Consider the following 25,667-nt stretch of genomic DNA (forward strand, 5'->3'; position numbering starts at 1 on the left):
GCCGCACACTTTAGCCCTTTGGCCCGTACGGCTAGCGATTCAGAGCCGCCACCACGGGTTGAATCTCCCAGGTCCGGCGGGATCGATGCGTTGGCCGGGGGTGGGCACCGCCACATTGACATGAGCGGGCCCCGCAGCCGCCAGCAGGCGCTCGACCGGCTCAGCCCACGGGTGGGGCGCCAGACGGAAGGTGCCCCAGTGGATCGGCACGAGCAGGCCGGACCCCGAGTCGGTGACATCCAGATGCGCCCTGACTGCCTCCTCCGGGTTCATGTGGACGTCCGGCCACGCCGTGTTATAGGCCCCGATGGGCAGCAGGGTCAGGTCGAACGGTCCGTGGTCGGCGCCGATCTGCGTGAAGCTCTTGGTGTAGCCGGTGTCGCCGCCGAAATACGCGCGATGACTCGGACCAAGAAAGACCCACGACGCCCACAGCGTGGTATTCCGATCCAGAAAGCGCCCCGAGAAGTGCCGCGCCGGCATACAGATCAAGGTGAGCTCGTCGACCTGGGCGCTCTGATGCCAGTCGAGTTCGACGATGCGGTGCTCGGGTATTCCCCACGCACGCAGATGGGCACCGACTCCGAGCGGCACGAAGAACGGCGCCCGCTGGGTGCGGGCGAGCGCGATGACGGTGTCGAGATCGAGGTGGTCGTAGTGGTCATGGCTGATGACCACCGCGTCGACGGCGGGGAGCCGTTCCAGTTGCACCGGTGGCGGATGCAGCCGCTGCGGTCCGACGACGTCCGACGGCGAGCATCGGTTACTCCATACCGGATCGGTGAGCACCCGGTAACCGTCGATTTCCAGCAGCGCCGTCGAGTGGCCGAACCAGCTGACGGCGAGCCTGCTGGGATCAGCGTCAAAGATCGCCGGCGCGGCCAACGGGATCGGCGCTGACGGCAGGCTCCCGCCGTGGTTACCCAAGAACTCCCACACGATGAGCCGCAGTTCCTCGCGATCCATCTTGTAGATCGAGGCGGGGTCGAGGTTGGCGAACACGCCGTCGGAGTAGTTCGGCGACCCCTCTGCCACCGCCCGGATCGAGGCGGGGTGGGCGCCGAGGGCAGCCGGTGCGCCGTGTAGCGCACGCAGCAACCAACTGCCCGCCGCCAGCGAGGCCGTGCCGACGGCCAGTCGTAGCGCCCCCCGCAGCATGACCGTCAGGCCCCCTGAAACCTCGGCGGCCGCTTCTCCACCCGGGCGACCTGCGCTTCGACGACATCCTGGCTGGACCAGGCTTTGTCGAAGAGCTCCTTGTGCTCCGGCCGCTGCTCTTCCATGGCGCCGTCATCGTTGAGCACCCGCTTGGCGTGCTGTATCGCAAGCGGCGCCAGGCCGGCGATCTCGGCGGCCCAGGCCTGGGCGTCGGCCAGCGTCCCGATGCGGTTGGCCATTCCGGTCTGCAGCGCCACGTCGGCGCTCAGCCTCTCCGCGGTCAGCAGCATCGCGCGGGCCCGTCCGTGACTGACCAGCGAAGACAGTCGACGAATACTCCAGTTGTCAAGGGCGAGACCGTATTTCGAAGTGGGAAACTGGAAGAACGCCTCCGGTGCAACGACCCGCAGATCGCATCGCATCGCCAGCTGCAAGCCGGCGCCGATGGCGGGGCCGTTGATCGCCCCGATCACCGGCATCGGCACCGCGTCCATGACCTTGTGTAGCTCGATCAGCCGGTCGGGATAGTCGGCGGCGAATGCGTCGCCGCTCAGGTCAGCGCCGGCGCAGAACGCCGTACCCTGGCCGGTCAGCACGATCGCACGGGTGGACCCGTCGTCACCGGCCTTCTGTAGGGCCTCCCGCAGCTCGTCGACGAGCTGGGAATTCAGCGCGTTGCGGCGCTCGGGGCGCTGCAACTCGATGGTCATCACGGCTTCGGCCTGGCTCACACCGATCATGAAACCCAGCCTATATAGCCTCGTCGGGTGACCCATATCACGACCGAACAACTGCGCGATGCGGTCCTCGACGAGGGCTCTTTCGTCAGCTGGGACAGCGGTCCGCCGGCATTGCCGGTCACCGAGTCCTATGCGCGGGAGCTGGCCGAGGCCCGAGCCGCCACCGGCCTGGACGAGTCGGTGCTGACCGGCGAAGGGCGTCTGTTCGGGCGCCGGGTGGCGGTGGTGGTCTGCGAGTTCAGCTTTCTCGGCGGCTCGATCGGGGTAGCAGCGGCGGAAAGGATCACCGCCGCCATAGAGCGAGCGACGGCCGAGCGGCTGCCGCTGCTGGCGTCGCCGAGTTCCGGCGGCACCCGCATGCAGGAGGGCACGGTCGCGTTTCTGCAGATGGTCAAGATCGCCGCGGCCGTCAGGCTCCACAAACGGGCGCACCTCCCCTACCTGGTCTACCTGCGCCACCCGACCACCGGCGGGGTGTTCGCGTCGTGGGGCTCGCTGGGCCATGTCACCGTCGCCGAGCCGGGCGCTCTGATCGGCTTCCTCGGACCTCGGGTGTACCAGCTGCTCTACGGGGAGCCATTCCCGGCCGGCGTCCAAACTGCGGAGAATCTGCAGCGGCACGGGGTGATCGACGGCGTCGTCGCACTTGACGAGCTGCGCCGGACGCTGGATCGCGCGCTCAGGGTGATTGCCGACCCACCCGAGCCGCTGCCGGAGCCGGCGCCAGCCGAACCGGTACCCGATGTGCCGGCGTGGGACTCGGTGGTGGCGTCACGGCGTCCAGACCGGCCGGGTGTCGGATTTTTGTTGCGACACGGCGCCACCGACCGGGTGCTGTTGTCGGGCACCGGACAGGGCGAGGCCGCGACCACCCTGTTGGCGCTGGCCCGCTTCGCCGGCCAGCCCTCAGTGGTGCTCGGCCAGCAGCGAGTGACGGGCGGGGTGGTCGGGCCCGCTTCGTTGCGGGAGGCCCGGCGCGGCATGGCGCTGGCCGCCGAGCTGCGCCTGCCGCTGGTGCTGGTCATCGACACCGCCGGACCCGCGTTGTCGGCCGAGGCCGAGCAGGGCGGGCTGGCCGGCCAGATCGCCCAGTGCCTGGCCGAGCTGGTGACGCTGGAGACCCCGACGGTGTCGGTCCTGCTGGGCCAGGGCAGCGGTGGGCCGGCGCTGGCGATGGTGCCCGCCGACCGGGTGCTTGCCGCGCTGCACGGCTGGCTGGCGCCGCTGCCTCCGGAGGGCGCCAGCGCCATTGTCTTCCGGGACACCGCTCACGCCCCCGAACTCGCTGCGGCCCAAGGTATTCGGTCGGCCGACCTGCTGGCGTCCGGGATTGTCGACGTCATCGTGCCGGAGCATCCCGACGCCGCCGACGAGCCGGTCGAGTTCTCCCAACGCCTCTCGCGCGCCATAGCCGCCGAGCTACACGCGCTGCGGGGAATACCAGCCGCCGAGCGCCTGGCCGCGCGCTTGCGGCGCTACCGCAACATCGGATTGCCCTGAGACATGTCAGCCGGTCATGGTGGAAGCGCCGCCCTTAGCCGCGGCTACCGCGACACTTGCACCACGTACACGACACGCCGCAGCACGTGACCATGGTGTAAGTCTCGGCGACGGTGTGCGGTAAAGCGGCCTGGGAAGCCGGGGAGCTCGCTCTCCGCGGTAAGTAAGCGAAATCGTCTGGTGCCTAGGCAAATTAGTCTTGCTCCTCCCGCATGAACACCACTCTGAGCGACAGAGCGCGGCAACGACATCGAATATCTGGGCTTGCCAGCTGAATTCGATGACGGGGCGGCGGCATCCGCGCGCAGTCACAGCGCAGCCTCGGAAACGTAACCATTTGGCCACCGGGCCACTCCACCCGCGGTGATCCTCCCACCGCTACCGCCAACAATCAGGCAAAATGGGCGCCATGGACACTGGAGCAACCTCACCGCGGGTCTTGGTGGTCGACGACGACGCCGACGTGCTTGCCTCGCTGGAACGCGGGCTGCGGTTGTCCGGCTTCGAGGTGGCCACGGCGGTCGACGGCGCCGAGGCCCTGCGCAGCGCCACCGAGACGCGACCGGACGCGATCGTGCTCGACATCAACATGCCGGTGCTGGACGGCGTCAGCGTCGTGACGGCGCTGAGAGCCATGGACAACGATGTCCCCGTCTGCGTGCTCAGCGCGCGCAGCTCGGTCGACGACCGGGTGGCGGGCCTGGAGGCCGGCGCCGACGACTACCTGGTCAAACCGTTCGTGCTGGCCGAGCTGGTCGCGCGGGTCAAGGCGCTGCTGCGCCGCCGCGGCGCCACCGCGACGTCGTCGTCGGAGACCATCACGGTGGGGCCGCTGGAAGTGGACATTCCCGGCCGGCGGGCCCGCGTCAACGGTGTCGACGTCGACTTGACCAAGCGGGAGTTCGACCTGCTGGCGGTGCTGGCCGAGCACAAGACCGCGGTGCTGTCCCGTGCGCAGCTGTTGGAGCTGGTGTGGGGGTATGACTTCGCCGCCGACACCAACGTCGTCGACGTGTTCATCGGGTACCTGCGTCGCAAGCTGGAGGCCAACGGTGGCCCCAGGCTGCTGCACACCGTCCGCGGAGTCGGGTTCGTGCTGCGAATGCAATGACATGAACATCCTGTCGCGGATCTTCGCCCGTACGCCTTCGCTGCGGACCCGGGTGGTGATCGCGACGGCCATCGGCGCCGCGATTCCGGTGCTCATCGTGGGCACCGTCGTCTGGGTTGGGATTACCAACGACCGCAAGGAACGGCTGGACCGCCGGCTCGACGAGGCCGCGGGTTTCGCGATCCCATTCCTGCCGCGCGGTCTTGACGAAATACCGCGTTCGCCCAACGACCGTGACGCCATCATGACGATCCGCCGCGGCAACCTGGTCAAGTCGAATTCCGACGTCACGCTGCCCCAGCTGAACGTCGACTACGCCGACACCTACGTAGGTGGGGTGCGCTATCGGGTGCGGACGGTGGAGATTCCCGGGCCGATGCCGACGTCGCTCGCCGTGGGCGCGACGTATGACGCCACCATCGCCGAGACCAACAACCTGCACCGCCGGGTGATGCTGATCTGCGGATTCGCCATCGCCGCGGCGGCCGTGTTCGCCTGGCTGCTGGCCGCGTTCGCGGTGCGCCCGTTCAAACAGCTCGCTCAGCAGACCCAGTCGATCGACGCGGGCGACGAGGCGCCGCGGGTGGAAGTGCACGGGGCCAGCGAAGCCGTCGAAATCGCCGAGGCGATGCGGGGAATGCTGCAGCGCATCTGGGACGAGCAGAACCGGACCAAAGAAGCGCTCGCCTCGGCTCGCGACTTCTCGGCGGTGTCCTCCCACGAGCTGCGCACTCCGCTGACCGCGATGCGCACCAACCTCGAGGTGCTGGCCACCTTGGATCTGGCCGACGACCAACGCAAAGAAGTGATCAACGACGTCATCCGCACCCAGTCGCGGATCGAGGCCACCCTGAGCGCCCTGGAACGGTTGGCCCAGGGCGAACTCTCGACGTCCGACGATCACGTGCCGGTCGACATCACCGAGCTGCTCGACCGCGCCGCCCACGACGCGATGCGGATCTACCCCGACCTCGATGTGTCGCTGGTGCCGTCGCCGACCTGCATCATCGTCGGCTTACCCGCCGGGTTGCGCCTGGCCGTCGACAACGCGATCGCCAACGCCGTCAAACATGGCGGCGCCACTCGGGTCCAGCTGTCGGCGGTCAGCTCGCGGGCCGGAGTGGAAATCGCCATCGACGACAACGGCAGCGGAGTGCCCGAAGACGAGCGCACGGTGGTGTTCGAGCGGTTCTCCCGCGGGTCGACGGCCTCGCACTCGGGGTCCGGCCTGGGGCTGGCGTTGGTGGCCCAACAGGCCCACCTGCACGGCGGGACGGCTTCCCTGGAAGACAGCCCGCTGGGCGGCGCCCGGCTGATGCTGCGCCTCCCCGGCCCCAGCTAGCACTGCGCCGAACGTCGACTTGTTGGGCGACACGACGCGTTTTGGCTCAACAACTCGACGTTCGGCGTCCCCGTCATTTCCTGGAGCTCTTGCGCCACGCAGTGAAACAGGCCCGCACGGCGGATTCCTCGTCCCTGAACCACACCTGGGCGACGGTCGGGTCGTAAGTCGGATCGTCGGGGGTGTAGTAAAGCCGGGTATCCGAACGGCCCTTGACCAGCCATCCCGCCGGTCCGCCGCCATCCGGGGTGGCGCGCGCTGAGCCCGGGCCGTACGGGGCGTATGGCAGGCCGGGGATCTTCCCGGTGAGCGACTCCCTGGTGACCGGGATTTTCGTCGTCGGCGACTCTTCGGCGGCTGGGGCCGTCTTGGCCGGCGCCCTTCTCGCGGGCGGAGCTTTCTTGGGCGGCGCCGCTTTTGCTGCCGGACCCTTCTTCGACGGCACCCTTCTCGCGCCCGGGACCTTCTTCGTCGGTGCTTCTTTCCCGGCCGGAGCCTTCTTCTTCGACGGTGCCTTTTTCGTGGCCGGGTGCTTGGTCGGCGGCCGCCTGTGCAGGAATTTTTTGATGAACGCGATGTTGTTCGTCGGCGACTCGTCGGCGGCGGGCAGCTTCGTCGTGGCAGGCTCGGACGTGGCACCCACCGGCGCTTCGCGTTTGACAGGGCGGACCGAGAGCGCGAGCGTCAGCACCAACCCCGTCACAAACGACAAACCGAAGAGCCACCAGTGCACGTGGTTCATCGCTACCCATCCATCCCAGGACGGCTCACGTCGGCAGGGACTTCTCCGTGGCCGGTGCGTTTGCTCAAGATGTCGGCGATCACCAAGGCGGCGCCCGAGCCCGCCACGAAGGCGAACAGGTACCACAACCACTGGATTACGAAATCCATGGTGGATCTCCTTAGCTGACAACGATTTCGACGCGGCGGTTCTTGGCGCGCCCCTCGGCCGTGTCGTTGGGGGCAACGGGGTTGATCGAACCGAGACCCTTGACGACCAGCTGAGCCAGGCCAACGCCGTGGGCTACCAAGAAGTCGGCGACGTTTTGGGCTCGCTGGTCGCTCAGCGGAATGTTGATGCCCTCGGTGCCCGAATTGTCGGTGTAGCCGTTGATCGTCGCATGCGCGGTCGGACACGCCTTGAGCTTGTCCGCTACCTGAGTCAGGATCTGCTCGTCGGCCGGGGTCAGGCTAAAGCCGTCGTTTCCAAACGTAATCGGCCCGCCCGTCACGGCATTGATGGCCGATTGCAGGTCGGCGCACGGCCCCGACGCGGGGGGCGCAGGTGGCGCAGGCGGCGGTGGTGGTGCCGGGCTGGGCGGCGGAGGCGGCGCAACTGGCCCGTTAACCGCAAGCTTGCCAACGACATTCAGGTTTGACCAAGTGTGCACCGCCTCCTGTTCGACGTTGTTCTTCTGGTCCTGCGATGCTGCGGTGCCCGCCAGGGTGACGGTGTCTGTGTTGACCGTGAGGCTGAAATCGGGAATCGACGCGCTGTCTCTGAAGATCGGCCCGGCGTTTGAGAAATCGAGCGCGATGACATTGGGGTTGATGTGGATTTGGTCGATGACGTTCACCCCTGGCGCCAGTGAGCCGTTGAGCGCCTTCATCAATGCCGCCTTGGCGGAGTCGTCGGGAAAATCACCGCTGAACGTAAAGTCGTTACCGTTGCGGGTAATTGAAAGCGGCGCCAGGGATAACTTGGGAGCAGCGGGCTTGGTCGAGGGCGCCAGAGTTGGCAGCGCGCCGGTGGGCCCAGGAGTCGGCCGGGGCCGGTCGAACGCGATGTATCCGATTGCCGCTATCAGCAATGGAATAACCACGAGGCCAATCAGCCAGGGCAGGCCAAGTGACCGCCGGTGAAATCCCGGAGCTCGCCGCGAGCCGGTGGCTGCGGCCACTCGCCGCAAACCCGCCCCTAACCCCACTACTGGCCCTCCCTCAATGCGTTACCGGGACATGTTCGTCCTGCAGGCGATATGCAGCCTACCGAGTCCACGCCGCGACACCCCCCAAGTCGGGCACACTGGAGCGATGGGCAACGGCAAAAAACCAACCGACAGTGAAACCCTGGGATACATCCGCGAGCTGGTCGCCGAGGAGAAGGCCCTGCGGGCGCAGCTGCAGCACGGCGACATCACCACATCGGAGGAGCATGATCGCCTGCGCCGGGTGGAGGTCGAACTCGACCAGTGCTGGGACCTGCTGCGACAGCGCCGGGCGCTGCGCGAAACCGGCGGTGACCCACGCGAGGCAGACGTGCGCCCGCCTGACCAGGTCGAGGGCTACCTGAGCTGAACGACCGAGCGGCAAAAGTCGATGTCATAGACGCCATAGTCATAGGCGGGGGCCACAACGGGCTGGTCGCGGCCGGCTACCTGGCCCGGGCCGGCCTGCGGGTGCGGTTGCTGGAGCGGCTGGAGCAGATCGGCGGGGCCGCAGTCTCCGCGCAGGCCTTCGACGGTGTCAAGGTCCGGGTGTCGCGGTACGCGTACCTGGTCAGCCTGCTGCCGTCGCGCATCGTCGACGACCTGGGCGTCGCGGCGCGGCTGGCCAGGCGGCAATTTTCGTCGTACACGCCCGACCCCGCTGTGGCGGGGCGCTCCGGCCTGCTGGTCGGGCGCCCCGACGCATTCGCCTCGATCGGCGCCACCGGCGACGAGCGCGGATACGCCGACTTCTACCGGCGCTGCCGGCTGGTGACCCAGCGCCTCTGGCCAACGCTGACCGAACCACTGCGCACCCGTGAGCAGGCCCGCCACGACGTCATCGACGGCGGCGGTCCCGATGCGGCGGCCGCGTGGCGGGCCATGATCGACGAGCCGATCGGGCACGCCATCGCCGACGCGGTGGGCAACGACCTGGTCCGCGGCGTGATCGCCACCGACGCGCTGATCGGCACCTTCGCTCGCGTCGAGGACCCGTCGCTGAGGCAGAACGTCTGCTTCCTGTATCACGTGCTCGGCGGCGGCACCGGGGACTGGGACGTTCCCGTCGGCGGGATGGGCTCGCTGACGACGGCCCTGGCCACCGCGGCCGTCGGTCACGGCGCCGAAATAACCACCGGCGCAGACGTTTACGCTGTCGACCCGGACGGTCAGGTGCGCTACCGCACGGGCGACGAAGAGCACGTGATCCGGGGCCGGTTCGTTCTGGCCGGCGTCACACCGGCAGTCCTGGCCGGCCTCCTCGGCGAGGAGCCCGCGCCGCTGGCGCAGGGCGCGCAGGTCAAGGTGAACATGGTGCTGCGGCGGCTGCCTCGGTTGCGCGACCACAGCGTCACACCCGAACAGGCATTTGCCGGGACGTTCCACGTCAACGAGACGTGGACCCAACTGGATGCGGCGTATTCGCGGGCAGCCGGCGGGCGACTACCGAAACCACTGCCGTGCGAGGCCTATTGCCATTCGCTGAGCGATCCCAGCATCCTGGGGGCGGGCCTTTGTGACTCGGGCGCTCAAACGATGACGGTGTTCGGCTTGCACACCCCGCACTCGCTGTTCGGCGAAGCCGACTCCGACACCCTGCCCGACCGACTGACCAACTCTGTGCTGGCCTCGCTGAACTCCGTTCTGGCCGAACCGATTCAGGACGCGTTGATGAGCGACGCGCATGGCCGGCCGTGCATCGAGACGACGACCACCATGGATCTGCACCGCACCCTGGCGATGACCGCGGGCAACATCTTCCATGGCGGCCTGTCGTGGCCGTTCGCCGACGACGACGAGCCGCTGGACACGCCGGCGCGCCGGTGGGGAGTCGCCACCGCCCACGATCGAATCATGCTGTGCGGCTCGGGTGCCCGTCGCGGCGGTGCGGTTTCGGGCATCGGCGGTCACAACGCCGCGATGGCGGTGCTGGCCTCGCTTTGATCGTGGCTTCGACTGTGGCGCTTGCGAGCCCGCGTCCTAGCGTGCGTCGATGCCGACGTAGTCGCGTTCGGTGTAGCCGGTGTAGATCTGGCGCGGACGGCCGATCTTGCTGTCGCCCTCGTCGTGCATCTCACGCCAGTGCGCGATCCAGCCGGGCAGCCGCCCCAACGCGAACAGCACGGTGAACATCCGGGTCGGGAATCCGAGCGCCCGGTAGATCAGGCCGGTGTAGAAGTCGACGTTGGGGTAGAGCTTGCGCTCAATGAAGTAGTCGTCGGTCAGCGCCGCTTCTTCGAGCTCCTTGGCGATACTCAGCAGGTCGTCGTCACCACCGAGCTTGGCCAGGATCTTGTCGGCCTGCTCCTTGACGATCCGCGCCCGCGGGTCGTAGTTCTTGTACACGCGGTGGCCAAAGCCCATCAGTTTGACGCCCGCTTCGCGGTTCTTCACCTTACGGACGAACTCGCTGACGTCATCGTCGCTTTGGCGGATCTGCTCGAGCATCTCGAGCACCGCCTGGTTGGCGCCCCCGTGCAGCGGCCCCCAGAGTGCATTGATACCACCGGAGATGGAGGTGAACAGGTTGGCCTGCGACGACCCCACCAGCCGAACCGTCGATGTCGAACAGTTCTGCTCGTGGTCGGCGTGCAGGATGAGCAGCATGTCGAGTGCCCGCACCACCTCAGGGTCCGCCTGATAGGGCTCTGCGGGCAGCCCGAACGTCATCCGCAGGAAGTTTTCCACCAAGGTCAGCGAGTTGTCCGGGTAGAGGAACGGTTGGCCGACCGATTTCTTGTAGGCATAGGCGGCGATGGTCGGCAGCTTGGCCAGCAACCGGATCGTCGACAGTTCGACCTGCTCGTTGTCCGTCGGGTCCAGCGAATCGGGGTAGTACGCGGAGAGCGCATTGACAGCGCTGGACAACACCGGCATCGGGTGGGCGTTACGCGGAAAACCGTCGAAGAAGCGCTTGAGGTCCTCGTGCAGCATGGTGTGCAGCTGAATCCGCTTGGTGAAGTCGGCCAGCTGCTCTTTGTTCGGCAGCTCACCATAGATCAGCAGGTAACTCACCTCGATGAAGGTCGACTTCTCGGCGAGCTGCTCAATCGGGATACCGCGGTAGCGCAGGATCCCGGCGTCGCCATCGATGTATGTGATGGAGCTCTTGCACGAGGAGGTGTTGACGAAGCCGTTGTCGAACGTGGTGTAGCCGGTCTTGGACAACAGCGGACCGAGAGCAATGCCGTCAGCTCCTTCGGTGGCGTTGACGATCTGCAGGTCGATCTCGCCGCCCGGGTACTTCAGAGTTGCGGTGTCGTCGGTGTCGGCCACGAGAACCCCTTTGCGCTCTGGCTTGTATGGCTGCCCTGACTAGGTGCGTATAGCTGAAGGTAGTCGTTATGACGACGGCGCGCCTGCCCGGGGTCGAGTCTGCTGGTCTTGCGGCTTTCCCGGCTTGATCGCGCGACCATGGCCGACGGCCGGCGCTTACCGGCAGGCAGATTGCCCGCGTTGCCCCCTTGCCGCGTCGCGGTCGGCGGGCTCGATCTGACAGCCCGCCTCCTCCTCAGACCGCTTCGCGGTCTGCATCGTCGGCGAGCTCAAGGCTGAAGGCGCTCGACGTGGCCGCCGATGACCCGAAGCCGGTTGTGCACCCTGTTCTCCCGGCCCTGCCAAAATTCCACCACCTCAGGCGCGAGGAGGTATCCACCCCAGTTGGGCGGCACCGGGATCTGCTCGATGTCCGCGAACCGAGCAGTTACCACTGCCAGCTGTTCAAGCAGTGCGGCAAGCGACGCGATCGGCCGCGACTGGTGCGACGCCCACGCACCCAGTTGTGAGCCACGCGGCCGCTGGGCCCAGTAATCCTGCGTGACCTGCGGGTCGACCTTGCTCACCGCGCCGCGGATGTGCACCTGGCGTCCCAGCTGGAACCACGGGAAGGTTGCCGACGCATGCGGCGTCGCCGCCAATTCGGCACCTTTGGCCGAGTCATAGTTGGTGAAAAATGTGATTCCGGTCTCGTCCGCGCTCTTGCACAACACCGATCGGCTTACCGGCCTGCCGTCGCCAACCGTGGCCAGCACCATGGCGTTGGGCTCGGCCACCCCGGCGCGTTCGGCGTCGTCAATCCACTTGCGGAACAACGCAAGCCAGCCGTCGGCCAACCAGTCCGCGTCCAGGTCGGGGCTGCCGTCCTTCTCGACGGACCCGTATTCCACGCGCATCCTTCGCAGGTGCTCTTTGCCTGTTTCGGGGTCTGGTCCTGCCATTGCGCCAACGCTACCGGGGGTTGCTACCGGCCGGTAGCGTCGGCCCGACGGTGGGGTGCGAGAATTTTCCTATGACTGTGGTGCCCGAAAACTTTGTCCCCGGCCTAGAGGGTGTGGTCGCCTTCACCACCGAGATTGCCGAACCGGATAAAGACGGCGGCGCGCTGCGCTACCGCGGCGTCGACATCGAGGATCTGGTGAAGCAGCAGGTCACCTTCGGCGACGTGTGGGCGCTGTTGGTCGACGGTAGGTTCGGCCGCGGTCTGCCTCCCGCCGAGCCTTTCCCGCTGCCGATCCACACCGGCGATGTGCGCGTCGATGTGCAGGCGGGCTTGGCGATGCTGGCTCCCATCTGGGGGTACAAGCCCCTGCTCGACACAGACGAAACCACCGCCCGCGAGCAACTGGCCCGGGCGTCGGTGATGGCACTGTCCTACGTCGCGCAGTCCGCGCGCGGCATTTATCAGCCGGCCGTCCCGCAACGAGTTATCGATGAATGCCAAACGGTCACAGCACGATTCATGACCCGCTGGCAGGGCGAGCCGGACCCCAGGCATATCGAGGCCATTGACGCCTACTGGGTATCGGCCGCCGAGCACGGTATGAACGCCTCGACGTTCACCGCGCGAGTGATCGCCTCAACCGGCGCGGACGTGGCGGCAGCGCTGTCGGGCGCGATCGGGGCGATGAGCGGGCCGTTGCACGGCGGGGCACCGGCCCGAGTGCTGCCCATGCTCGAAGAGGTCGAGCGCAGCGGCGACGCCCGCGGCCTGGTGAAGGGCATCCTGGACCGCGGCGAGAAGCTGATGGGATTCGGCCACCGGGTCTATCGCGCGGAGGACCCCCGAGCGCGGGTGCTGCGGGCGGCCGCCGAGCGGCTGGGCGCACCGCGCCACGAGGTCGCGGTCGCGGTGGAGCAGGCCGCGCTGGCCGAGCTGCGCGAGCGCCGTCCGGACCGGGCCATCGAGACCAACGTCGAGTTCTGGGCCGCGGTGATCCTGGACTTCGCCCGGGTGCCGGCCAACATGATGCCGGCAATGTTCACTTGTGGACGCACCGCGGGGTGGTGCGCCCACATTCTCGAGCAGAAGCGACTCGGCAAGCTGGTCCGCCCGTCGGCCATCTATGTGGGACCGGGCCCGCGCAGTCCGGAGTCCGTCGAAGGCTGGGACCGGGTTCTCACCAGCGCCTGAGTCTGGTCGGTTGCTCAACCATTTGCGCGCGAGCGTAACGCCACTGCGAACTTCGGCTCAATTTTTCGCGCTGGCGTTACGCTCACGTGCCCAACCTGTCAGGGCCCGGTGATTAGGTTCTTCCGCGATGAGTTTCTGCAGCGGATGCAGTCATAACTCGCGAGCCAGTCTCCGCCCGGGGCTGGCACGGAGACCGACAGCAAGGAGACGAACATGGAGATCAACATCGAACCTGCCCTGTCCCCGCACCTCGTAGTTGACGACGCCGCCGCGGCGATCGACTTCTACGTCAAGGCTTTTGGTGCCGTCGAGCTGGGGCGTGTACCCGGTCCCGACGGCAGGCTGATCCACGCCGCGCTGCGCATCAACGGCTCCACGGTAATGCTCAACGACGACTTCCCGGAGACGTGCGGCGGCAAGTCGATGACGCCGAAGTCACTGGGCGGAACTCCGGTCACCATCCATCTGACCGTCACCGACGTCGACGCCAAGTTCCAGCGGGCACTCGACGCGGGCGCCACTGTGGTGGCCGAGTTGGAGGATCAGTTCTGGGGTGACCGCTACGGCGTGGTCGCCGACCCGTTCGGCCACCACTGGTCGCTGGGACAGCCGGTGCGCGAGGTCAGCATCGACGAGATTCGAGCGGCGATGTCAGGGCAGGCGGGCGGGTAGCCGCTTCGGCTACCGGTCAAGCAGTCGCGCCAGCAGCCGGCGTCGCAGCGGCGCCGGCGCCGCGGTCGCCGCTGCGGCGAGCATGTCGGTGACGTCGGTGAACTTGTTGCGCGGCCGTCCGTCGTGGGTGCCGCGCGCGACCTCCGCGGCGTCGATGGCACGCCATCCTCTTTTGTCGACCGCGTGAGGCTGCCGGGCGCAGACGAGCTCGGCCAACGCCTCTGGCTTGGTTACCGGGTCGGTCAACTTACCGGCATTGAAATCGCCGACGAGGGCCTGAACGGTCTGAAGAGAACACGACTTGTTGGTACCGATGAACCCCGTCGGGCCGCGCTTGATCCAACCCGCAACGTACGCCCCGGGCAGCGGTCGGCCGGAGTCGGGATCGACGACACGGCCGTCATCATTGGGGACAACGGCCGCGTGCTCGTCGAACGGAAGATCGCGGATCGGCTTGCCGCGGTAACCAATCGACGTCAGCACCAGGCCTGCCTCGAGCCGGCGCACTTCTTCGGTCCCGGTGACCGAGAACTCCACTCCGGTAGCACGCTGCTGACCGACCACACGCTTGGGCGTGAGTCGATAGGCCAGCCGGATTCGTGGGCGTGACGCCGGTACCGACGCGTCGCCAAGTTTGCTCAAGATTTCCAGCTTGTTCTTGGTCAGCGGGTCGGAGACCGTCGCGAGATCGCTTGCCACCAGCTTGTGGTCGTCGGTGTCGAGGACGACCTCGGAAGTGCCCACGAGCCCGATCAGTTCGCGCAACGTGAAGGCCGAGTGGGCGGGACCGCGCCGGGCGGCGATAACCACTTCGCGCACCGCGGAGCTACGAAATGCTCTTAGTGCACGGTCGGAGATGTCGGTGCGGGCAAGGTCGTCGGGGTCTGCTGTGAGCACCCGCGCCACATCGAGGGCGACATTGCCGTTACCGATGATCACCGCGCGTTCATGGCTGAGATCGACTGGCAGATCAGCAAAGTCGGGATGCCCGTTGATCCACGCGACCAACTCGGTGGCGGTTCCCGTGCCCGAAAGGTCCACGCCGTCGATGTCCAGCCGACGGTCGTCGGGCGCACCCACCGCGTACAGCACGGCGTGGTGGTGGGCCAGGAGGTCGGTGTGGCTCAGGTGCTTGCCGATCTCGACGTTGAGGTAGAACCGGAAGCGGCGATCACGGACAACCCGGTCGAAGAGCCGGGTGACTCTCTTGGTGTTCTGGTGATCGGGCGCCACCCCGGCCCGCACGAGCCCGTAAGGCGCGGGAAGCTTCTCGAAGACGTTGACGCGCACGCCATGCTGGGTGAGCAGCTCATCGGCGGCATACATCGCCGCGGGCCCGGACCCGACAATGGCGACGGTCAGCGGCTGATGGCGGCGGGCATGCACCTCGGCGGCCGGGGTCACCGGAGCCAGCTTGGAGGTCGGCGGCAGCTTCACGTCCGCGGGCCGCTCCGGGTAAAAGGAGGCGTTGATCTCGACGAACGGCAGCTGCTTGGGCTCCAGCCGGCTGTCAGGCGCGATCGCGGCAACCGGGCAGGCGCTCACGCAGGCACCGCAGTCCACGCAGGCCACCGGGTCGATGTAGAGCATCTCCGACGTTGCAAAGCCCGGCTCGTCCGGTGTTGGGTGAATGCAATTCACCGGGCACGCGAAAACGCAGGACCCGTCGTTGCAGCACGACTGGGTAATAACGTGCGGCATAAAAGAACCCGTAAAACCCTATGCAGCCGGCGCGGCGGCCAGGTGCTGGCGTTGCGGTTCGCTGCGGTAGCGCGACGGTTTGCCGTTGATCTTGCACAGGCGCCACATGAGCCGCGCGGAGCGGGTTTCCATCAAACCGGTGTCGTCGGCCAGCATCCGGACGTCGGCGAACATGTCGCTCAGCCACTTTCGCGAATCCGGCGACCGGAAGAAAAGCTCCTTCTTGACCTCGCGCGGGATGTCGAACTCCTGCCAGAACGACTTGGGCGGCACCACGATGGCCTGGCACAGGATCCGCATCGTCAGCGGGTAGTACAGCGAGACCCAGAAGCGCTGCCGCTTGGTCAAGTGCGGCAACCGCTTTCGCAGGAATTCGTGCGCGAACGAGATGTGTCGCGCTTCTTCGGCCACATGGATCGCCATCACCCGATCCATGATCGGATGTAGCGACTTGCCTTCACGCAGAACATTTTTCTGAGTGTGGTCGATAGGCTCTTCGCCGGCGAGCACACCGATGAAGAACGCCACCGGCAAGGGGCCGGCGACCAGCGGAACGAGCGGCGAAATCCAGCGCAGCGTGCGTGGCATGCCCGGGACGTCAGCGCCGACGCGGTTGACCATCTCCTGGAACATCATGGTGTGGTTGCACTCTTCGACCGATTCGTGCAGGCAGTAACGATATTCCGGCGATCCGTTGGGCACCCAGAACGTGTAGTTCATCAGACCGCGGATCAGGATCGATTCGAAGTGCAGCCCAACCTTGGCCACGTTGGCCTGGCGCCACATCCCGATCTTGATCTTGCGCTCTTCGGATTGGGCTTGATACCAGGGATGACGCCCCAACGGGTCGGTCAACGGCAGGATCCACCGGGGGTCGTTGTCTGTGACAGCGAATTCCGGTGAATCCCAATCGATGTCGGTATACGGGTTGAAGTTTCGCCGCACAGACCCCTCGGACAGTGTGGCAAGCATGTCAACGTATTCGGCGTCGTCGCGCACCTCCATGTTGCGGCGCCAACGCCGAACCATTCGCGTCCTGGCCATTCCAAGCCTCCCCAACGAGGTTTACATTCGGACGTGCTGTGTCCAGACAGTACCGCAGGTACCGGATATTTTCTAGACCCCTTTGCGACGCTGTGGGCTGACCAGTGGTCACCGACTGGGTGTGTCCTGACTCACATCCCACGGGACTTCACGGGTGGACGGCCAGGCGTTATCCGACAGCCCGGACTGCGCACAATCGGCCCGCGGCGTCAGGGCCTCGGGATCGCTCACTAGGCTGGTTGACATGGCTGACCAGCTTGAGATCCCCGCTGACATCAAACCCCGCGACGGCCGCTTCGGGTGCGGTCCCTCCAAGGTCCGACCCGAACAACTGAAGGCGTTGACCACCACCGCGGCGACGTTGTTCGGCACTTCGCACCGGCAAGCGCCCGTCAAGGATCTCGTGGGCCGGGTTCGGTCGGGAGTAGCCGAACTGTTCTCCGTGCCCGACGGTTACCAGGTCATTCTGGGCAACGGCGGCGCTACGGCGTTCTGGGATGCCGCGGCTTTCGGGCTGATCGACAAGCGCTCGCTGCACCTGGCGTTCGGCGAGTTCAGCTCGAAGTTCGCCTCCGCGGTCAGCAACAACCCGTTCGTCGGCGATCCCATCGTTATCAAGGCGGATGCCGGCAGTGCTCCCGAGCCGCAGGCCGATCCGTCGGTCGATGTGATCGCCTGGGCGCACAACGAGACATCGACCGGGGTCGCGGTGCCGGTCCGCCGCCCGGCCGGCTCCGGCGAAGCCCTGGTCGTCATCGACGCGACGTCTGGCGCCGGCGGGCTGCCGGTCGATATCACCGAGGCAGATGCCTACTACTTCTCGCCGCAGAAGAACTTCGCCAGCGACGGCGGGTTGTGGCTGGCCGTCATGAGCCCGGCCGCGCTGGCCCGCGTCGAGTCCATCGCCGCGTCCGGTCGCTGGGTTCCCGACTTCTTGTCGCTGCCGATCGCGGTCGAGAACAGCCTGAAGAACCAAACGTACAACACGCCGGCGATCGGCACGCTGGCGCTGATGGCCGAACAGCTCGATTGGCTGCTGGGCAACGGCGGGCTGGACTGGGCGGTCAAGCGCACGGCGGACTCGTCGCAGCGGTTGTACTCCTGGGCGGAAGAGCGGCCCTACACCACGCCGTTCGTCGCCGACCCCAAGTTGCGGTCGCAGGTGGTGGGCACCATCGACCTCGTCGACGACGTAGACGCCGCGGCCGTCGCGAAGACCCTACGGGCCAACGGCATCGTCGACACCGAGCCCTACCGCAAACTCGGGCGAAACCAGCTAAGGGTCGCGATGTTCCCCGCCGTCGACCCCGACGATGTCAGCGCCCTCACCCAATGCATCGACTGGGTAGTCGAGCGGCTTTAACCTCGCGGTCATCAGCCTGCAACCCGCCAGCGTGTCAGAGCGGGTTATGGGCGTTAGCTGCACTAGAGTGCGCACCTGACGGGTCCGTTGCCGGCCTGCACGGATCCTGCGAGGAGAAGCCATGCGGGAACTCAAACTGGTTCGGCTCGACGACGACGGCAAACACATCATCTGCGAGAGTGGGGACCCCGCGGAACAGTTCAAGCTACCGGCCGACGAGAACCTGGCCGCCGCCCTACGCGGCGAAGTGACGCCCCCAGAGCAACCGCAGCTCGACATGCAACTCAGCAACATGCTGAGCCCCAAGGAAATTCAGGCCCGGATCCGGGCTGGCGCGTCCGTCGAGCAGGTGGCCGCGGCGTCGGGCACCGACGTCGTGCGGGTCCGCCGGTTTGCCCACCCGGTGTTGCTGGAGCGTTTCCGCGCCGCGGAGCTGGCAACGGCCGCGCATCCGATGCTCGCCGACGGCCCCGCGGTGCTGACCCTGCTGGAAACCGTGACCGCGGCATTCGTGGCCCGCGGCCTCAACCCCGACAAACTCAGCTGGGACGCCTGGCGCAACGAAGACAGCCGCTGGACGGTGCAGCTTGCCTGGAAGATCGGCCGATCCGACAACATCGCACATTTTTGCTTCATTCTCGGCGCCCATGGCGGAACGGTCACCGCGGTCGACGACGCGGCCGGCGAGCTGATCGACCCGGACTTCGAGCGTCCGCTGCGGCCGCTCGCGCGGGTGGCCCACCTCGACTTCGAGGAGACGGCGAAGCCGGAGGCCACCGCTTCCCCCGAACAGCCGGTGCACACCCGGCGCGGCAAGCCGGTCATTCCGGCTTGGGAGGATGTGCTGCTCGGGGTGCGCTCAGGCGGACACCGCTAGGCGCTCCCCGACGCCACCAGCGCGAGCAACGCCAGCCACGCGCCCGCCACACCTACGGCCGCACCCAGCACAAACCAGCGCAGCACCCGGGTGCGCCGCCATCCCCACAGCGTCGGCGCCAGCCCTCCGGCCGCCACGATGTTGAGGCCGACCGCCAACAGCGGATGCACCCGGATCAGCCCGAGGCTCAGCACCACAACGCTGATCCCGGTTACCGCAGCGACGAACCCGGCGACCGTCAAACCCGTTGCCCAGGGCGCAGAATGGTCGCGCGCGTCGCTCACCGACCGAGCCTAGCCTGGTTGCCCGGCTATCCCCCGCAAGCGGAAGCACCCCCGCCGCGCGCCCGTTCATAGAAGGCCAAAGCCGCCGCGGTCGCGACGTTGAGCGAGTCGGTACCCCGCGACATCGGGATGCGCACGCGCACATCGCTCAGCCGCAGGGTGCCCGCCGTCAGCCCCGGGCCCTCGGCGCCCACTATCACCGCGATAGGTTCGTCACGCGCCGCGGCCATCGCCTCCGCCAACGTGCGCGCTTCGCTGAGCGGAGTCATCGCCAGCAGCCGAAATCCGTTCTCTTTCAACAGCACAAGGTCGGTGGGCCAGCTGGTAGCCCGTGCATAAGGCACCAGCAACGCGTGGCCCATGGACACTCGGACGGCGCGACGGTACAGCGGATCCGCGCAGCCGCTGCCGAATACCACCGCGTCCACGCCCAGCCCCGCGGCGTTGCGAAAGATCGAGCCGAGGTTCTCGTGGTCGTTGACGCCCTCGAGCACCGCGACGGTACGGGTGCCGTCGACTACCTGTGCAACGCTGGGTTCCGGCACCCTCTTGGCGGCCGCCAGCACGCCGCGGTTGAGGTGGAAGCCGACCACCCGCGCCATCACATCGGCGGATGCTCGGTAGAACGGCGCTCCGGTACCAGCCAGGTCCTCCTTGAGCTCGGCCAGCCTGCGGTCGGTACCCAGCAGGGCGTGCGGGGTGAAGCGGGACGCGAGCATGCGCTGTACGACCAGCACGCCTTCGGCGATCACCAGACCTTTGCCGCTGGGCAGATCGGGACGACGATCGACGCTGTTCAGGTCGCGGAAATCGTCGAGCCTCGGATCGTCGGGGTCGTTGACGTCCTGAACATCCACGCCGTCAATACAACGTGCGCTCACGGGCTTTCGTCGACCAGGGCCAACATCAGATCGGCCGCGTTGCGCAGGGTTTCACGTTTGTCGCTGTCCAGTGTCGCCAGCCGCTCCGCCAGCCACTCCTGGCGAGCGCGACGCGCGACCTTGACCAACTCGGCGCCGGACTCGGACACCGAGACCAGCACCTGTCGGCCGTCGACGGGGTGCGGGGCGCGGTCTACGAGACCCATGTCGGCCAGCGAGGCGATCACCCGGGTCATCGACGGCGGACGGACGCGCTCGCGAATGGCCAGCGCGCCGGGAGTCATGGCACCCTCGTTGGCCAGGGTTGCCAGCGCCGACAGCTGGGATAGCGTTACCGGAGAAGACGGGTTGCGAAACCTCAGTTGGCGGGCCAGCCGCATGACGGCCAGCGACAAGTCGCTGGCCAGCCGCCCATCGCTGTCAGGCATGGCGCGAGGTTACACGGAACCCAAGAAACTCGGGAGACTAAATGGCAAACGACGGACTTTGGTCCGTTCGCTCTGCTGCGGCAAATTTCGGCGGCACACTTTCGTTGTCGGAGCGCCCGCCGAGGCCTGCTTGATTGCCCGGCTTCCCCGCCTCAGACCATGCAGCCGCCCGCGTCGTTGCGGGGCTATGTTAATCACGATGTCTGTCGAACCCGGCCAGAACCGCGAGGCGCCGCCACTTCCACCCGCGCTGCTCCAGGTGTGGCCCGTCATCGCGGTCGGCTTCTTGGGCTGGATGGTCGCCGCGGCCCTTGCGTTCCTCGTACCCACCCTGCAGGGTTGGCGCTCGGTGACACTGGGCGGACTGGGAACCGGGTTGCTCGGAACCGGAATCTTCGTGTGGCAGCTCGCCGCCGCCCGCCGCGGCGCCCGCGGTGCACAAGCCGGACTCGAAACCTATCTCGACCACAAATAGATTCGGACAATTCCGGACCCAGGAGGAGCCATGGTAGCGCCGCTGCTGCAAGCGCAAGTCGATATCAACGCGCCGGCTTCGACAGTCTGGGCGTTGATATCCGATTTTCGGCGAATGCCGGAGTGGAGCCCACAGTGTCGCTGGATGAAGCCGTTCGGCCCGCTCCGGCAAGGCACGCGCACCCTTAATTTCAATCGGCGCAACCGGATGTTTTGGCCCACCACGTGCACGGTCGTAGAGGTAATTCCCGAAAAGAGACTTGCGTTCCGAGTGAACGCCAATCGCAGCATCTGGAGCTACGAGCTCGAGCCCAACGGCGAGGGCACGCGGGTAATCGAGAGCCGTCACGCCGAAAACGGCGTCAGCGCATTTTCGAACCTGACGGTGAACGCGCTCTTCGGCGGAACCGCGAACTTCGAGCGCGAGTTGGTTGACGGCATGAACGCCTCGCTGTCAAACATCAAAGCCGCCGCCGAGAAGCGTTAGTCCTCCGACGGCTTCGGCTCAGATTCGGGCGGTTCCGCCTCAGACTGCGGCGACTCGGGTTGGGCCTCGGGCTCCGATGCGGGCGGCCGCTCCATGATGTCGAGTACGCCGTCGTCGTACGGCTCATACATCGGCGAGCCGCTGCCCGCCGGAGCCGGGGTGTCGGAATGGGCACCGCAGCCGTACCGCTTGTCCACGATATGTCCGTCGGCGGAAAGCTCGTTGCCGCACACGCCGAACATCGAACCCAGCGATCCCGCCAGCGGCAGGAAGAACCCACAATCGCGGCACACGCGTTTGGTGGAGCGGGCCATCGCCGAGTCGGGACCGTAGTCTCCGGTGTGCCATCGTTCGGCGGCATCCAGGCGGCCCCAGGCGCTCATCACCCAGCGCCGGCCGAACCCGAATTCGGCGGCGGTCTCGTCGACCTGCGGGTCACCGCTGGCGGTGTAGCTGGCAACCAGGCGTGGGTCGTCCGCCGCCGGCGCCAGCAGGTCTCCGGGATTCAGATCCCCTGGCCGGACCCGCTGCTCCCAGGGCACCCATTCGGGCGCCAGCAGCGCCGTCGGCCCGGGGATGAGCACCACTTCACTGATTGTGGCGTGGTCGGAACCGGGATAAGCCGCGACGACGGCCGCCCACTGCCACCCTTGGTAACCGGGCAGATGCGCCAGGAATCGGTGAGTGGCGGCGTTTGGATCTTCGTAGCTGACACCGAGGTAATCCCCCACGGCATCCGGGCCGCAGAACTCCTCGACGGCGGCCCTGGCCTGGTCGGCCGCAGCCATGAGCACCGCCGCCAAATCGTCCGGCCACTCGGCCACGGTCGTCGCGGCGGGTTCCTCGATGGGTCCGGTCACGGTGTCCCCTCTCTGCATTGCGCCTCCAATACTAGGTTGGCGAGCCACACCCGGTTACCTGCGGACGCACGGAGTCGGCATAGGGGAGAATTGGTTCGTGTCTGGACGGCGGCGTAATGATCCGGGCCGCGTGGCCTCCAACCCGGGCCGCCGGACCCGCCCGGACCTCAAGGGATCGGCCAACCAGCATCCGGGCGTGGCCAACTACCCGGCCGACGACTCCGACGATCGCCGCGCGCGCCGTCCGCCGCCGATGCCGAGCGCCAACCGTTATCTGCCTCCTCTGGGCCAGCAGCCAGAATCGGACCGCAGTGACAGCTCGCCGCGTGATCCCGAACCCGGCGAACGCATCACCGTCACCCGCGCCGCGGCGCAGCGCAGCCGCGAAATGGGTTCCCGAATGTACTGGATGGTCCAGCGCGCCGCCACCGCCGACGGCGCCGACAAGTCCGGTCTGACCGCGCTGACGTGGCCGGTGGTAGCCAACTTCGCGGTGGATGCCGCGATGGCCGTCGCGCTGGCGAACACGCTGTTTTTCGCCGCGGCGACCGGAGAGAGCAAGGGCCGAGTCGCGCTGTACCTGTTGATCACCATCGCGCCGTTCGCGGTTATCGCGCCACTCATCGGACCGGCGCTGGACCGGCTTCAGCACGGCCGCCGCGTCGCACTCGCTGCGTCGTTCGCGCTTCGCACCGCGCTGGCATTGGTGCTGATCATGAACTACGACGGTGCCACCGGTAGCTACCCGTCGATGGTGCTCTATCCATGCGCGCTGGCGACGATGGTTTTTTCGAAGTCGTTCAGTGTGCTGCGCAGTGCGGTGACACCGAGGGTGATGCCGCCGACCATCGACCTGGTTCGCGTCAACTCCCGCCTGACCGTGTTCGGTCTGCTCGGCGGCACCATCGCCGGCGGTGCCGTCGCTGCCGGCGTGGAATTCGCCTGCACCCACTTGTTCAAGCTGCCCGGCGCGTTGTTCGTCGTCATCGCCGTCACGATTGTCGGCGCCTCGCTGTCGATGCGGATTCCGCGCTGGGTCGAGGTGACCGAGGGTGAGGTCCCGGCCACCTTGAGTTATCACCGGGACAGCGGCCCGCTGCGGCGAAGCTGGCCCGAAGAAGTCAAGAAGGTAAGCGGAACACTCCGACAACCTTTGGGCCGCAACATCATTACCTCGCTGTGGGGCAATTGCACCATCAAGGTGATGGTCGGCTTCCTGTTCTTGTATCCGGCGTTCGTCGCCAAGGCGCATCAAGCCAACGGCTGGGTTCAACTGGGCATGCTGGGCATGATCGGCGCCGCGGCCGCTGTGGGCAATTTCGCCGGCAACTTCACCAGCGCACGCCTGCGGCTGGGCAGGCCGGCCGTGCTGGTGGTGCGCTGCACGGTGGCGGTGTGCGCGGCCGCCTTGGCGGCCGCGGTGGCGGGCAACCTGATGGTGGCCGTGATCGCCACCTTGGTCACCTCGGGGTCCAGCGCTATCGCGAAGGCCTCGCTGGACGCCTCGCTGCAAAACGATCTCCCCGAGGAATCGCGGGCATCGGGTTTCGGGCGCTCCGAGTCGACGCTGCAGCTGGCCTGGGTGTTGGGTGGGGCACTGGGCGTCTTGTTGTACACCGAGTTGTGGGTCGGCTTCACCGTCGTCACCGCCGTGCTCATCCTTGGGCTGGCGCAGACCCTTGTCAGCTTCCGCGGCAACTCGTTGATTCCCGGCCTCGGCGGTAATCGGCCGGTGATGGTCGAGCAGGAGGGGCTGCGCCACGGCGCCGGCAGGCCGGCGGCGGTGCCGGAGTGAAACCCAGGAAAAGGCGGGGTGCGGCCGTGCTGTTCATGGCCTCGGTGACGTTGCTCGCCGTGGCGGCTGGAGTCGGAACGTGGCTGCTCGTGCGCCCGACCGGCCCACAGCGACCCGAGATCAGCGCGTATTCACACGGACACCTGACCCGGGTGGGGCCGTACCTGTACTGCAATGTGCTCAACCTCAACGACTGCCAGACACCGCAGACTCAGGGCGAGCTACCGTTCGACGAGCACTATCCGGTGCAACTTTCGGTCCCCGAAGCGATTTCCCGGGCCCCTTGGCGGCTATTGCAGGTATATGACGATCCCGCCAACGCCACCACCACGATGTTTCGTCCGGGCACCCGGCTGGCGGTCACCATTCCGTCGGTCGATCCTCAGCGCGGGCGGCTGACCGGGATTGTGGTGCAGTTGCTCACGTTGGTGATCGACGAGGGCCAAACGAACGACATCACTACGGTCCGCGCCGTCCCGCACGCGGAATGGTCGGTGCGGCTGACGTCCTGACTTCTCCAGGGCCGAACGTCGACTTGTTGTGCGGATTTAGGTCGTTTTAGGCGCAACAGGTCGACGTTGGGCGGAGGGTGTCGGTGGGGCCAGGCATCGTGCTCGCATGCAAATCCTGGACTGGCCTTTCAGAGGAACCGAAGCGCTCGCAGCCGGAATCGTCACACCGCATCGATTGCGGACCGATTTCGAGATGGTCCATCGCAACGTGTACATCCCTCGCGCGCAGAAGCTGACGCCCGTGACCCGGGCGGTCGCTGCCTGGCTGTGGTCGGGGCGTTCCGCGACGGTTGCGGGCCTGTCCGCGGCAGCGCTACACCGCACGGCGTGGATCGACGATTGGTTGCCGGCCGAGCTGAACCGGGGTAGCCGTGATAAGGCACGCGGGATCATCCTGCACAGCGACACCCTCGACGAGGATGAAACGTGTATGTGCGACGGGATTCGGCTGACCACACCGGCACGCACGGCGTTCGACCTGGGAAGACGAAAAGGACTGACCGCAGCGGTGATTCGGCTCGACGCGCTGGTGCGGGCGAGCGAGGTGAAGGTGGCCGACGTGGAACTGGTGGCCGAGCGCCATCGGGGGGCGCGCGGGTTGGTGCAATTGCGACAGGCTTTGCCCCTAATCGACGCCGGCGCCGAATCACCTTATGAGACGAAAACCCGTTTGGTTCTCATCACCAGCGGGCTGCCGCGCCCCCAGACCCAGATCGAGGTGGTCAACGACTGGGGCGCGGTCATCGCGCGGATTGATATGGGCTGGGAGGAGTGGAAGGTCGGCGTCGAATTCGACGGCGCGCAACACCGGACCGATCCCGCGCAGCGGACCCGGGACATCGATCGATTGGCCGAACTCGAGGCCCGCGGCTGGGCGATCATCCGGGTCAGCGCCGACCTGCTGCGATATCGACCCCACGTCGTCGTGGCACGCGTCCGTAGTGCCCTGCTCGCCGCCGGCTGCCCACTCTAACCCGAAGTTCCCCCTGCTGTGTTGACGGGTTGGGGTGTTGACGTGGGGTTTTGTGATCTGGTGGGTGTGGGCTACTGACTACGCCAGACCGTGGCGGTGGGATACGTCGAGGAGTTCGAAGGCCCGC

At 66.9% G+C, this 25,667-nt stretch carries 27 protein-coding genes; 14 read left to right on the top strand and 13 right to left on the bottom strand.

Annotated elements, in window-relative coordinates; translation table 11 throughout:
* Positions 1–39 precede the first annotated feature (39 nt).
* Positions 40–1,158 carry an MBL fold metallo-hydrolase gene (locus ACLP4W_RS24595; protein WP_442390001.1) on the bottom strand — a complete coding sequence of 373 codons (1,119 nt, stop codon included), beginning with the start codon at positions 1,156–1,158 and terminating at the stop codon, positions 40–42.
* A gap of 5 nt (positions 1,159–1,163) precedes the next feature.
* Positions 1,164–1,898: an enoyl-CoA hydratase gene (locus ACLP4W_RS24600; protein ID WP_442390002.1), complete on the bottom strand. Its 735-nt coding sequence runs from the start codon at positions 1,896–1,898 to the stop codon at positions 1,164–1,166.
* Positions 1,899–1,925: 27 nt separating this feature from the next.
* Here ACLP4W_RS24600 and ACLP4W_RS24605 point away from each other — a divergent pair, with 27 nt between their 5' ends.
* The 3 genes from ACLP4W_RS24605 (at position 1,926) to ACLP4W_RS24615 (ending at position 5,851) form a co-directional block, all read left to right on the top strand.
* Positions 1,926–3,398, top strand: a complete 1,473-nt coding sequence (locus tag ACLP4W_RS24605) for a carboxyl transferase domain-containing protein (protein WP_442390003.1) — start codon at positions 1,926–1,928, stop codon at positions 3,396–3,398.
* A 400-nt stretch (positions 3,399–3,798) separates the two neighbouring features.
* The gene (gene prrA, locus ACLP4W_RS24610; protein WP_442390004.1) at positions 3,799–4,509 is read left to right on the top strand and encodes a two-component system response regulator PrrA; all 711 of its coding nucleotides are present in this window, start codon (positions 3,799–3,801) and stop codon (positions 4,507–4,509) included.
* A gap of 1 nt (position 4,510) precedes the next feature.
* The gene (locus ACLP4W_RS24615; RefSeq protein WP_442390005.1) at positions 4,511–5,851 is read left to right on the top strand and encodes a HAMP domain-containing sensor histidine kinase; all 1,341 of its coding nucleotides are present in this window, start codon (positions 4,511–4,513) and stop codon (positions 5,849–5,851) included.
* Between the two features lie 73 nt (positions 5,852–5,924).
* On the opposite strand, the gene arfC is transcribed toward ACLP4W_RS24615, so the two are convergent.
* Genes arfC through arfA form a run of 3 tightly spaced genes read right to left on the bottom strand, consistent with a single transcriptional unit; the run spans position 5,925 to position 7,779 of the window.
* Positions 5,925–6,593, bottom strand: a complete 669-nt coding sequence (gene arfC / locus ACLP4W_RS24620; RefSeq protein WP_442390006.1) for a channel accessory protein ArfC, sunset domain variant — start codon at positions 6,591–6,593, stop codon at positions 5,925–5,927.
* 2 nt (positions 6,594–6,595) lie between these two features.
* Positions 6,596–6,742 carry a channel accessory protein ArfB gene (arfB, locus tag ACLP4W_RS24625; protein WP_442390007.1) on the bottom strand — a complete coding sequence of 49 codons (147 nt, stop codon included), beginning with the start codon at positions 6,740–6,742 and terminating at the stop codon, positions 6,596–6,598.
* An 11-nt stretch (positions 6,743–6,753) separates the two neighbouring features.
* Entirely contained in the window at positions 6,754–7,779 is a 1,026-nt protein-coding gene (gene arfA / locus ACLP4W_RS24630) for a channel-forming protein ArfA/OmpATb (RefSeq protein ID WP_442390008.1), read from the bottom strand.
* A gap of 106 nt (positions 7,780–7,885) precedes the next feature.
* Between arfA and ACLP4W_RS24635 the strand changes: the two genes are divergently transcribed.
* Both ACLP4W_RS24635 and ACLP4W_RS24640 read left to right on the top strand, forming a co-directional pair.
* Positions 7,886–8,149 carry a DUF2630 family protein gene (locus ACLP4W_RS24635; protein WP_442390009.1) on the top strand — a complete coding sequence of 88 codons (264 nt, stop codon included), beginning with the start codon at positions 7,886–7,888 and terminating at the stop codon, positions 8,147–8,149.
* Positions 8,150–8,175: 26 nt separating this feature from the next.
* Positions 8,176–9,723: a phytoene desaturase family protein gene (locus ACLP4W_RS24640; protein ID WP_442390025.1), complete on the top strand. Its 1,548-nt coding sequence runs from the start codon at positions 8,176–8,178 to the stop codon at positions 9,721–9,723.
* Between the two features lie 36 nt (positions 9,724–9,759).
* Here the strand turns inward: ACLP4W_RS24640 and ACLP4W_RS24645 are convergent, their stop codons facing one another.
* Both ACLP4W_RS24645 and pdxH read right to left on the bottom strand, forming a co-directional pair.
* Positions 9,760–11,055 (bottom strand): citrate synthase, encoded by a 1,296-nt coding sequence (locus ACLP4W_RS24645; RefSeq protein ID WP_442390010.1) that lies wholly within the window; start codon positions 11,053–11,055, stop codon positions 9,760–9,762.
* 269 nt (positions 11,056–11,324) lie between these two features.
* A complete protein-coding gene (gene pdxH, locus ACLP4W_RS24650) occupies positions 11,325–11,951 on the bottom strand; it encodes a pyridoxamine 5'-phosphate oxidase (RefSeq protein ID WP_442390026.1) in 627 nt (208 codons plus the stop codon).
* 116 nt (positions 11,952–12,067) lie between these two features.
* On the opposite strand from pdxH, the gene ACLP4W_RS24655 reads away from it, so the two are divergent.
* Both ACLP4W_RS24655 and ACLP4W_RS24660 read left to right on the top strand, forming a co-directional pair.
* The gene (locus ACLP4W_RS24655) at positions 12,068–13,189 is read left to right on the top strand and encodes a citrate synthase 2 (RefSeq protein WP_442390011.1); all 1,122 of its coding nucleotides are present in this window, start codon (positions 12,068–12,070) and stop codon (positions 13,187–13,189) included.
* 213 nt (positions 13,190–13,402) lie between these two features.
* Positions 13,403–13,861, top strand: a complete 459-nt coding sequence (locus ACLP4W_RS24660; protein ID WP_442390012.1) for a VOC family protein — start codon at positions 13,403–13,405, stop codon at positions 13,859–13,861.
* Between the two features lie 9 nt (positions 13,862–13,870).
* Here the strand turns inward: ACLP4W_RS24660 and ACLP4W_RS24665 are convergent, their stop codons facing one another.
* Entirely contained in the window at positions 13,871–15,562 is a 1,692-nt protein-coding gene (locus tag ACLP4W_RS24665; protein WP_442390013.1) for an FAD-dependent oxidoreductase, read from the bottom strand.
* Between the two features lie 18 nt (positions 15,563–15,580).
* Positions 15,581–16,606 (bottom strand): AurF N-oxygenase family protein, encoded by a 1,026-nt coding sequence (locus ACLP4W_RS24670; RefSeq protein WP_442390014.1) that lies wholly within the window; start codon positions 16,604–16,606, stop codon positions 15,581–15,583.
* Positions 16,607–16,850: 244 nt separating this feature from the next.
* Here ACLP4W_RS24670 and serC point away from each other — a divergent pair, with 244 nt between their 5' ends.
* Entirely contained in the window at positions 16,851–17,969 is a 1,119-nt protein-coding gene (serC, locus tag ACLP4W_RS24675) for a phosphoserine transaminase (RefSeq protein ID WP_442390015.1), read from the top strand.
* A 121-nt stretch (positions 17,970–18,090) separates the two neighbouring features.
* The gene (gene sepH, locus ACLP4W_RS24680) at positions 18,091–18,846 is read left to right on the top strand and encodes a septation protein SepH (RefSeq protein WP_442390016.1); all 756 of its coding nucleotides are present in this window, start codon (positions 18,091–18,093) and stop codon (positions 18,844–18,846) included.
* Here sepH and ACLP4W_RS24685 read toward each other — a convergent pair.
* From ACLP4W_RS24685 to ACLP4W_RS24695, 3 genes are read right to left on the bottom strand one after another with little or no spacing between them, the layout of a single operon-like run.
* Complete coding sequence (locus ACLP4W_RS24685; protein WP_442390017.1) at positions 18,843–19,130, bottom strand: DUF2537 domain-containing protein; 288 nt, start codon at positions 19,128–19,130, stop codon at positions 18,843–18,845. The two genes, sepH and ACLP4W_RS24685, sit on opposite strands and share 4 nt — an antisense overlap.
* Before the next feature lie 26 nt (positions 19,131–19,156).
* Complete coding sequence (locus ACLP4W_RS24690) at positions 19,157–20,011, bottom strand: TrmH family RNA methyltransferase (protein WP_442390018.1); 855 nt, start codon at positions 20,009–20,011, stop codon at positions 19,157–19,159.
* Positions 20,008–20,439, bottom strand: a complete 432-nt coding sequence (locus ACLP4W_RS24695; RefSeq protein ID WP_442390019.1) for a MarR family transcriptional regulator — start codon at positions 20,437–20,439, stop codon at positions 20,008–20,010. The genes ACLP4W_RS24690 and ACLP4W_RS24695 overlap by 4 nt, the downstream gene beginning before the upstream one ends.
* A gap of 199 nt (positions 20,440–20,638) precedes the next feature.
* Between ACLP4W_RS24695 and ACLP4W_RS24700 the strand changes: the two genes are divergently transcribed.
* Positions 20,639–20,914, top strand: a complete 276-nt coding sequence (locus ACLP4W_RS24700) for a DUF2530 domain-containing protein (RefSeq protein WP_442390020.1) — start codon at positions 20,639–20,641, stop codon at positions 20,912–20,914.
* A 30-nt stretch (positions 20,915–20,944) separates the two neighbouring features.
* Complete coding sequence (locus tag ACLP4W_RS24705; protein ID WP_442390021.1) at positions 20,945–21,400, top strand: SRPBCC family protein; 456 nt, start codon at positions 20,945–20,947, stop codon at positions 21,398–21,400.
* Here the strand turns inward: ACLP4W_RS24705 and ACLP4W_RS24710 are convergent.
* The gene (locus ACLP4W_RS24710; RefSeq protein WP_442390027.1) at positions 21,397–22,260 is read right to left on the bottom strand and encodes a DUF3027 domain-containing protein; all 864 of its coding nucleotides are present in this window, start codon (positions 22,258–22,260) and stop codon (positions 21,397–21,399) included. The genes ACLP4W_RS24705 and ACLP4W_RS24710 overlap by 4 nt on opposite strands.
* A 130-nt stretch (positions 22,261–22,390) precedes the next feature.
* Here ACLP4W_RS24710 and ACLP4W_RS24715 point away from each other — a divergent pair, with 130 nt between their 5' ends.
* From ACLP4W_RS24715 to ACLP4W_RS24725, 3 genes are all read left to right on the top strand, one after another.
* On the top strand, positions 22,391–24,055 hold the full coding sequence (locus tag ACLP4W_RS24715; RefSeq protein WP_442390022.1) for an MFS transporter: 1,665 nt from the start codon (positions 22,391–22,393) through the stop codon (positions 24,053–24,055).
* Between the two features lie 35 nt (positions 24,056–24,090).
* Positions 24,091–24,567, top strand: a complete 477-nt coding sequence (locus ACLP4W_RS24720; RefSeq protein ID WP_442390028.1) for a DUF2771 domain-containing protein — start codon at positions 24,091–24,093, stop codon at positions 24,565–24,567.
* Between the two features lie 106 nt (positions 24,568–24,673).
* Entirely contained in the window at positions 24,674–25,540 is an 867-nt protein-coding gene (locus ACLP4W_RS24725; RefSeq protein ID WP_442390023.1) for a DUF559 domain-containing protein, read from the top strand.
* Positions 25,541–25,667 lie beyond the last annotated feature (127 nt).

It is taken from the genome of Mycobacterium sp. (genome assembly GCF_052145595.1).
GTDB lineage: Bacteria > Actinomycetota > Actinomycetes > Mycobacteriales > Mycobacteriaceae > Mycobacterium.

Excerpts from the sequence above, each read along its gene's own strand:
- sepH (WP_442390016.1), top strand. The coding sequence starts at position 18,091 with ATGCGGGAACTCAAACTGGTTCGGCTCGACGACGACGGCAAACACATC.
- ACLP4W_RS24615 (WP_442390005.1), top strand. The coding sequence starts at position 4,511 with ATGAACATCCTGTCGCGGATCTTCGCCCGTACGCCTTCGCTGCGGACC.
- ACLP4W_RS24705 (WP_442390021.1), top strand. The coding sequence starts at position 20,945 with ATGGTAGCGCCGCTGCTGCAAGCGCAAGTCGATATCAACGCGCCGGCT.
- ACLP4W_RS24660 (WP_442390012.1), top strand. The coding sequence starts at position 13,403 with ATGGAGATCAACATCGAACCTGCCCTGTCCCCGCACCTCGTAGTTGAC.
- ACLP4W_RS24725 (WP_442390023.1), top strand. The coding sequence starts at position 24,674 with ATGCAAATCCTGGACTGGCCTTTCAGAGGAACCGAAGCGCTCGCAGCC.
- ACLP4W_RS24635 (WP_442390009.1), top strand. The coding sequence starts at position 7,886 with ATGGGCAACGGCAAAAAACCAACCGACAGTGAAACCCTGGGATACATC.
- ACLP4W_RS24655 (WP_442390011.1), top strand. The coding sequence starts at position 12,068 with ATGACTGTGGTGCCCGAAAACTTTGTCCCCGGCCTAGAGGGTGTGGTC.
- ACLP4W_RS24600 (WP_442390002.1), bottom strand. The coding sequence starts at position 1,898 with ATGATCGGTGTGAGCCAGGCCGAAGCCGTGATGACCATCGAGTTGCAG.
- ACLP4W_RS24720 (WP_442390028.1), top strand. The coding sequence starts at position 24,091 with ATGGCCTCGGTGACGTTGCTCGCCGTGGCGGCTGGAGTCGGAACGTGG.
- serC (WP_442390015.1), top strand. The coding sequence starts at position 16,851 with ATGGCTGACCAGCTTGAGATCCCCGCTGACATCAAACCCCGCGACGGC.
- ACLP4W_RS24700 (WP_442390020.1), top strand. The coding sequence starts at position 20,639 with ATGTCTGTCGAACCCGGCCAGAACCGCGAGGCGCCGCCACTTCCACCC.
- ACLP4W_RS24695 (WP_442390019.1), bottom strand. The coding sequence starts at position 20,439 with ATGCCTGACAGCGATGGGCGGCTGGCCAGCGACTTGTCGCTGGCCGTC.
- pdxH (WP_442390026.1), bottom strand. The coding sequence starts at position 11,951 with ATGCGCGTGGAATACGGGTCCGTCGAGAAGGACGGCAGCCCCGACCTG.
- arfC (WP_442390006.1), bottom strand. The coding sequence starts at position 6,593 with ATGAACCACGTGCACTGGTGGCTCTTCGGTTTGTCGTTTGTGACGGGG.
- ACLP4W_RS24595 (WP_442390001.1), bottom strand. The coding sequence starts at position 1,158 with ATGCTGCGGGGGGCGCTACGACTGGCCGTCGGCACGGCCTCGCTGGCG.
- prrA (WP_442390004.1), top strand. The coding sequence starts at position 3,799 with ATGGGCGCCATGGACACTGGAGCAACCTCACCGCGGGTCTTGGTGGTC.
- ACLP4W_RS24670 (WP_442390014.1), bottom strand. The coding sequence starts at position 16,606 with ATGGCCAGGACGCGAATGGTTCGGCGTTGGCGCCGCAACATGGAGGTG.
- ACLP4W_RS24665 (WP_442390013.1), bottom strand. The coding sequence starts at position 15,562 with ATGCCGCACGTTATTACCCAGTCGTGCTGCAACGACGGGTCCTGCGTT.
- arfB (WP_442390007.1), bottom strand. The coding sequence starts at position 6,742 with ATGGATTTCGTAATCCAGTGGTTGTGGTACCTGTTCGCCTTCGTGGCG.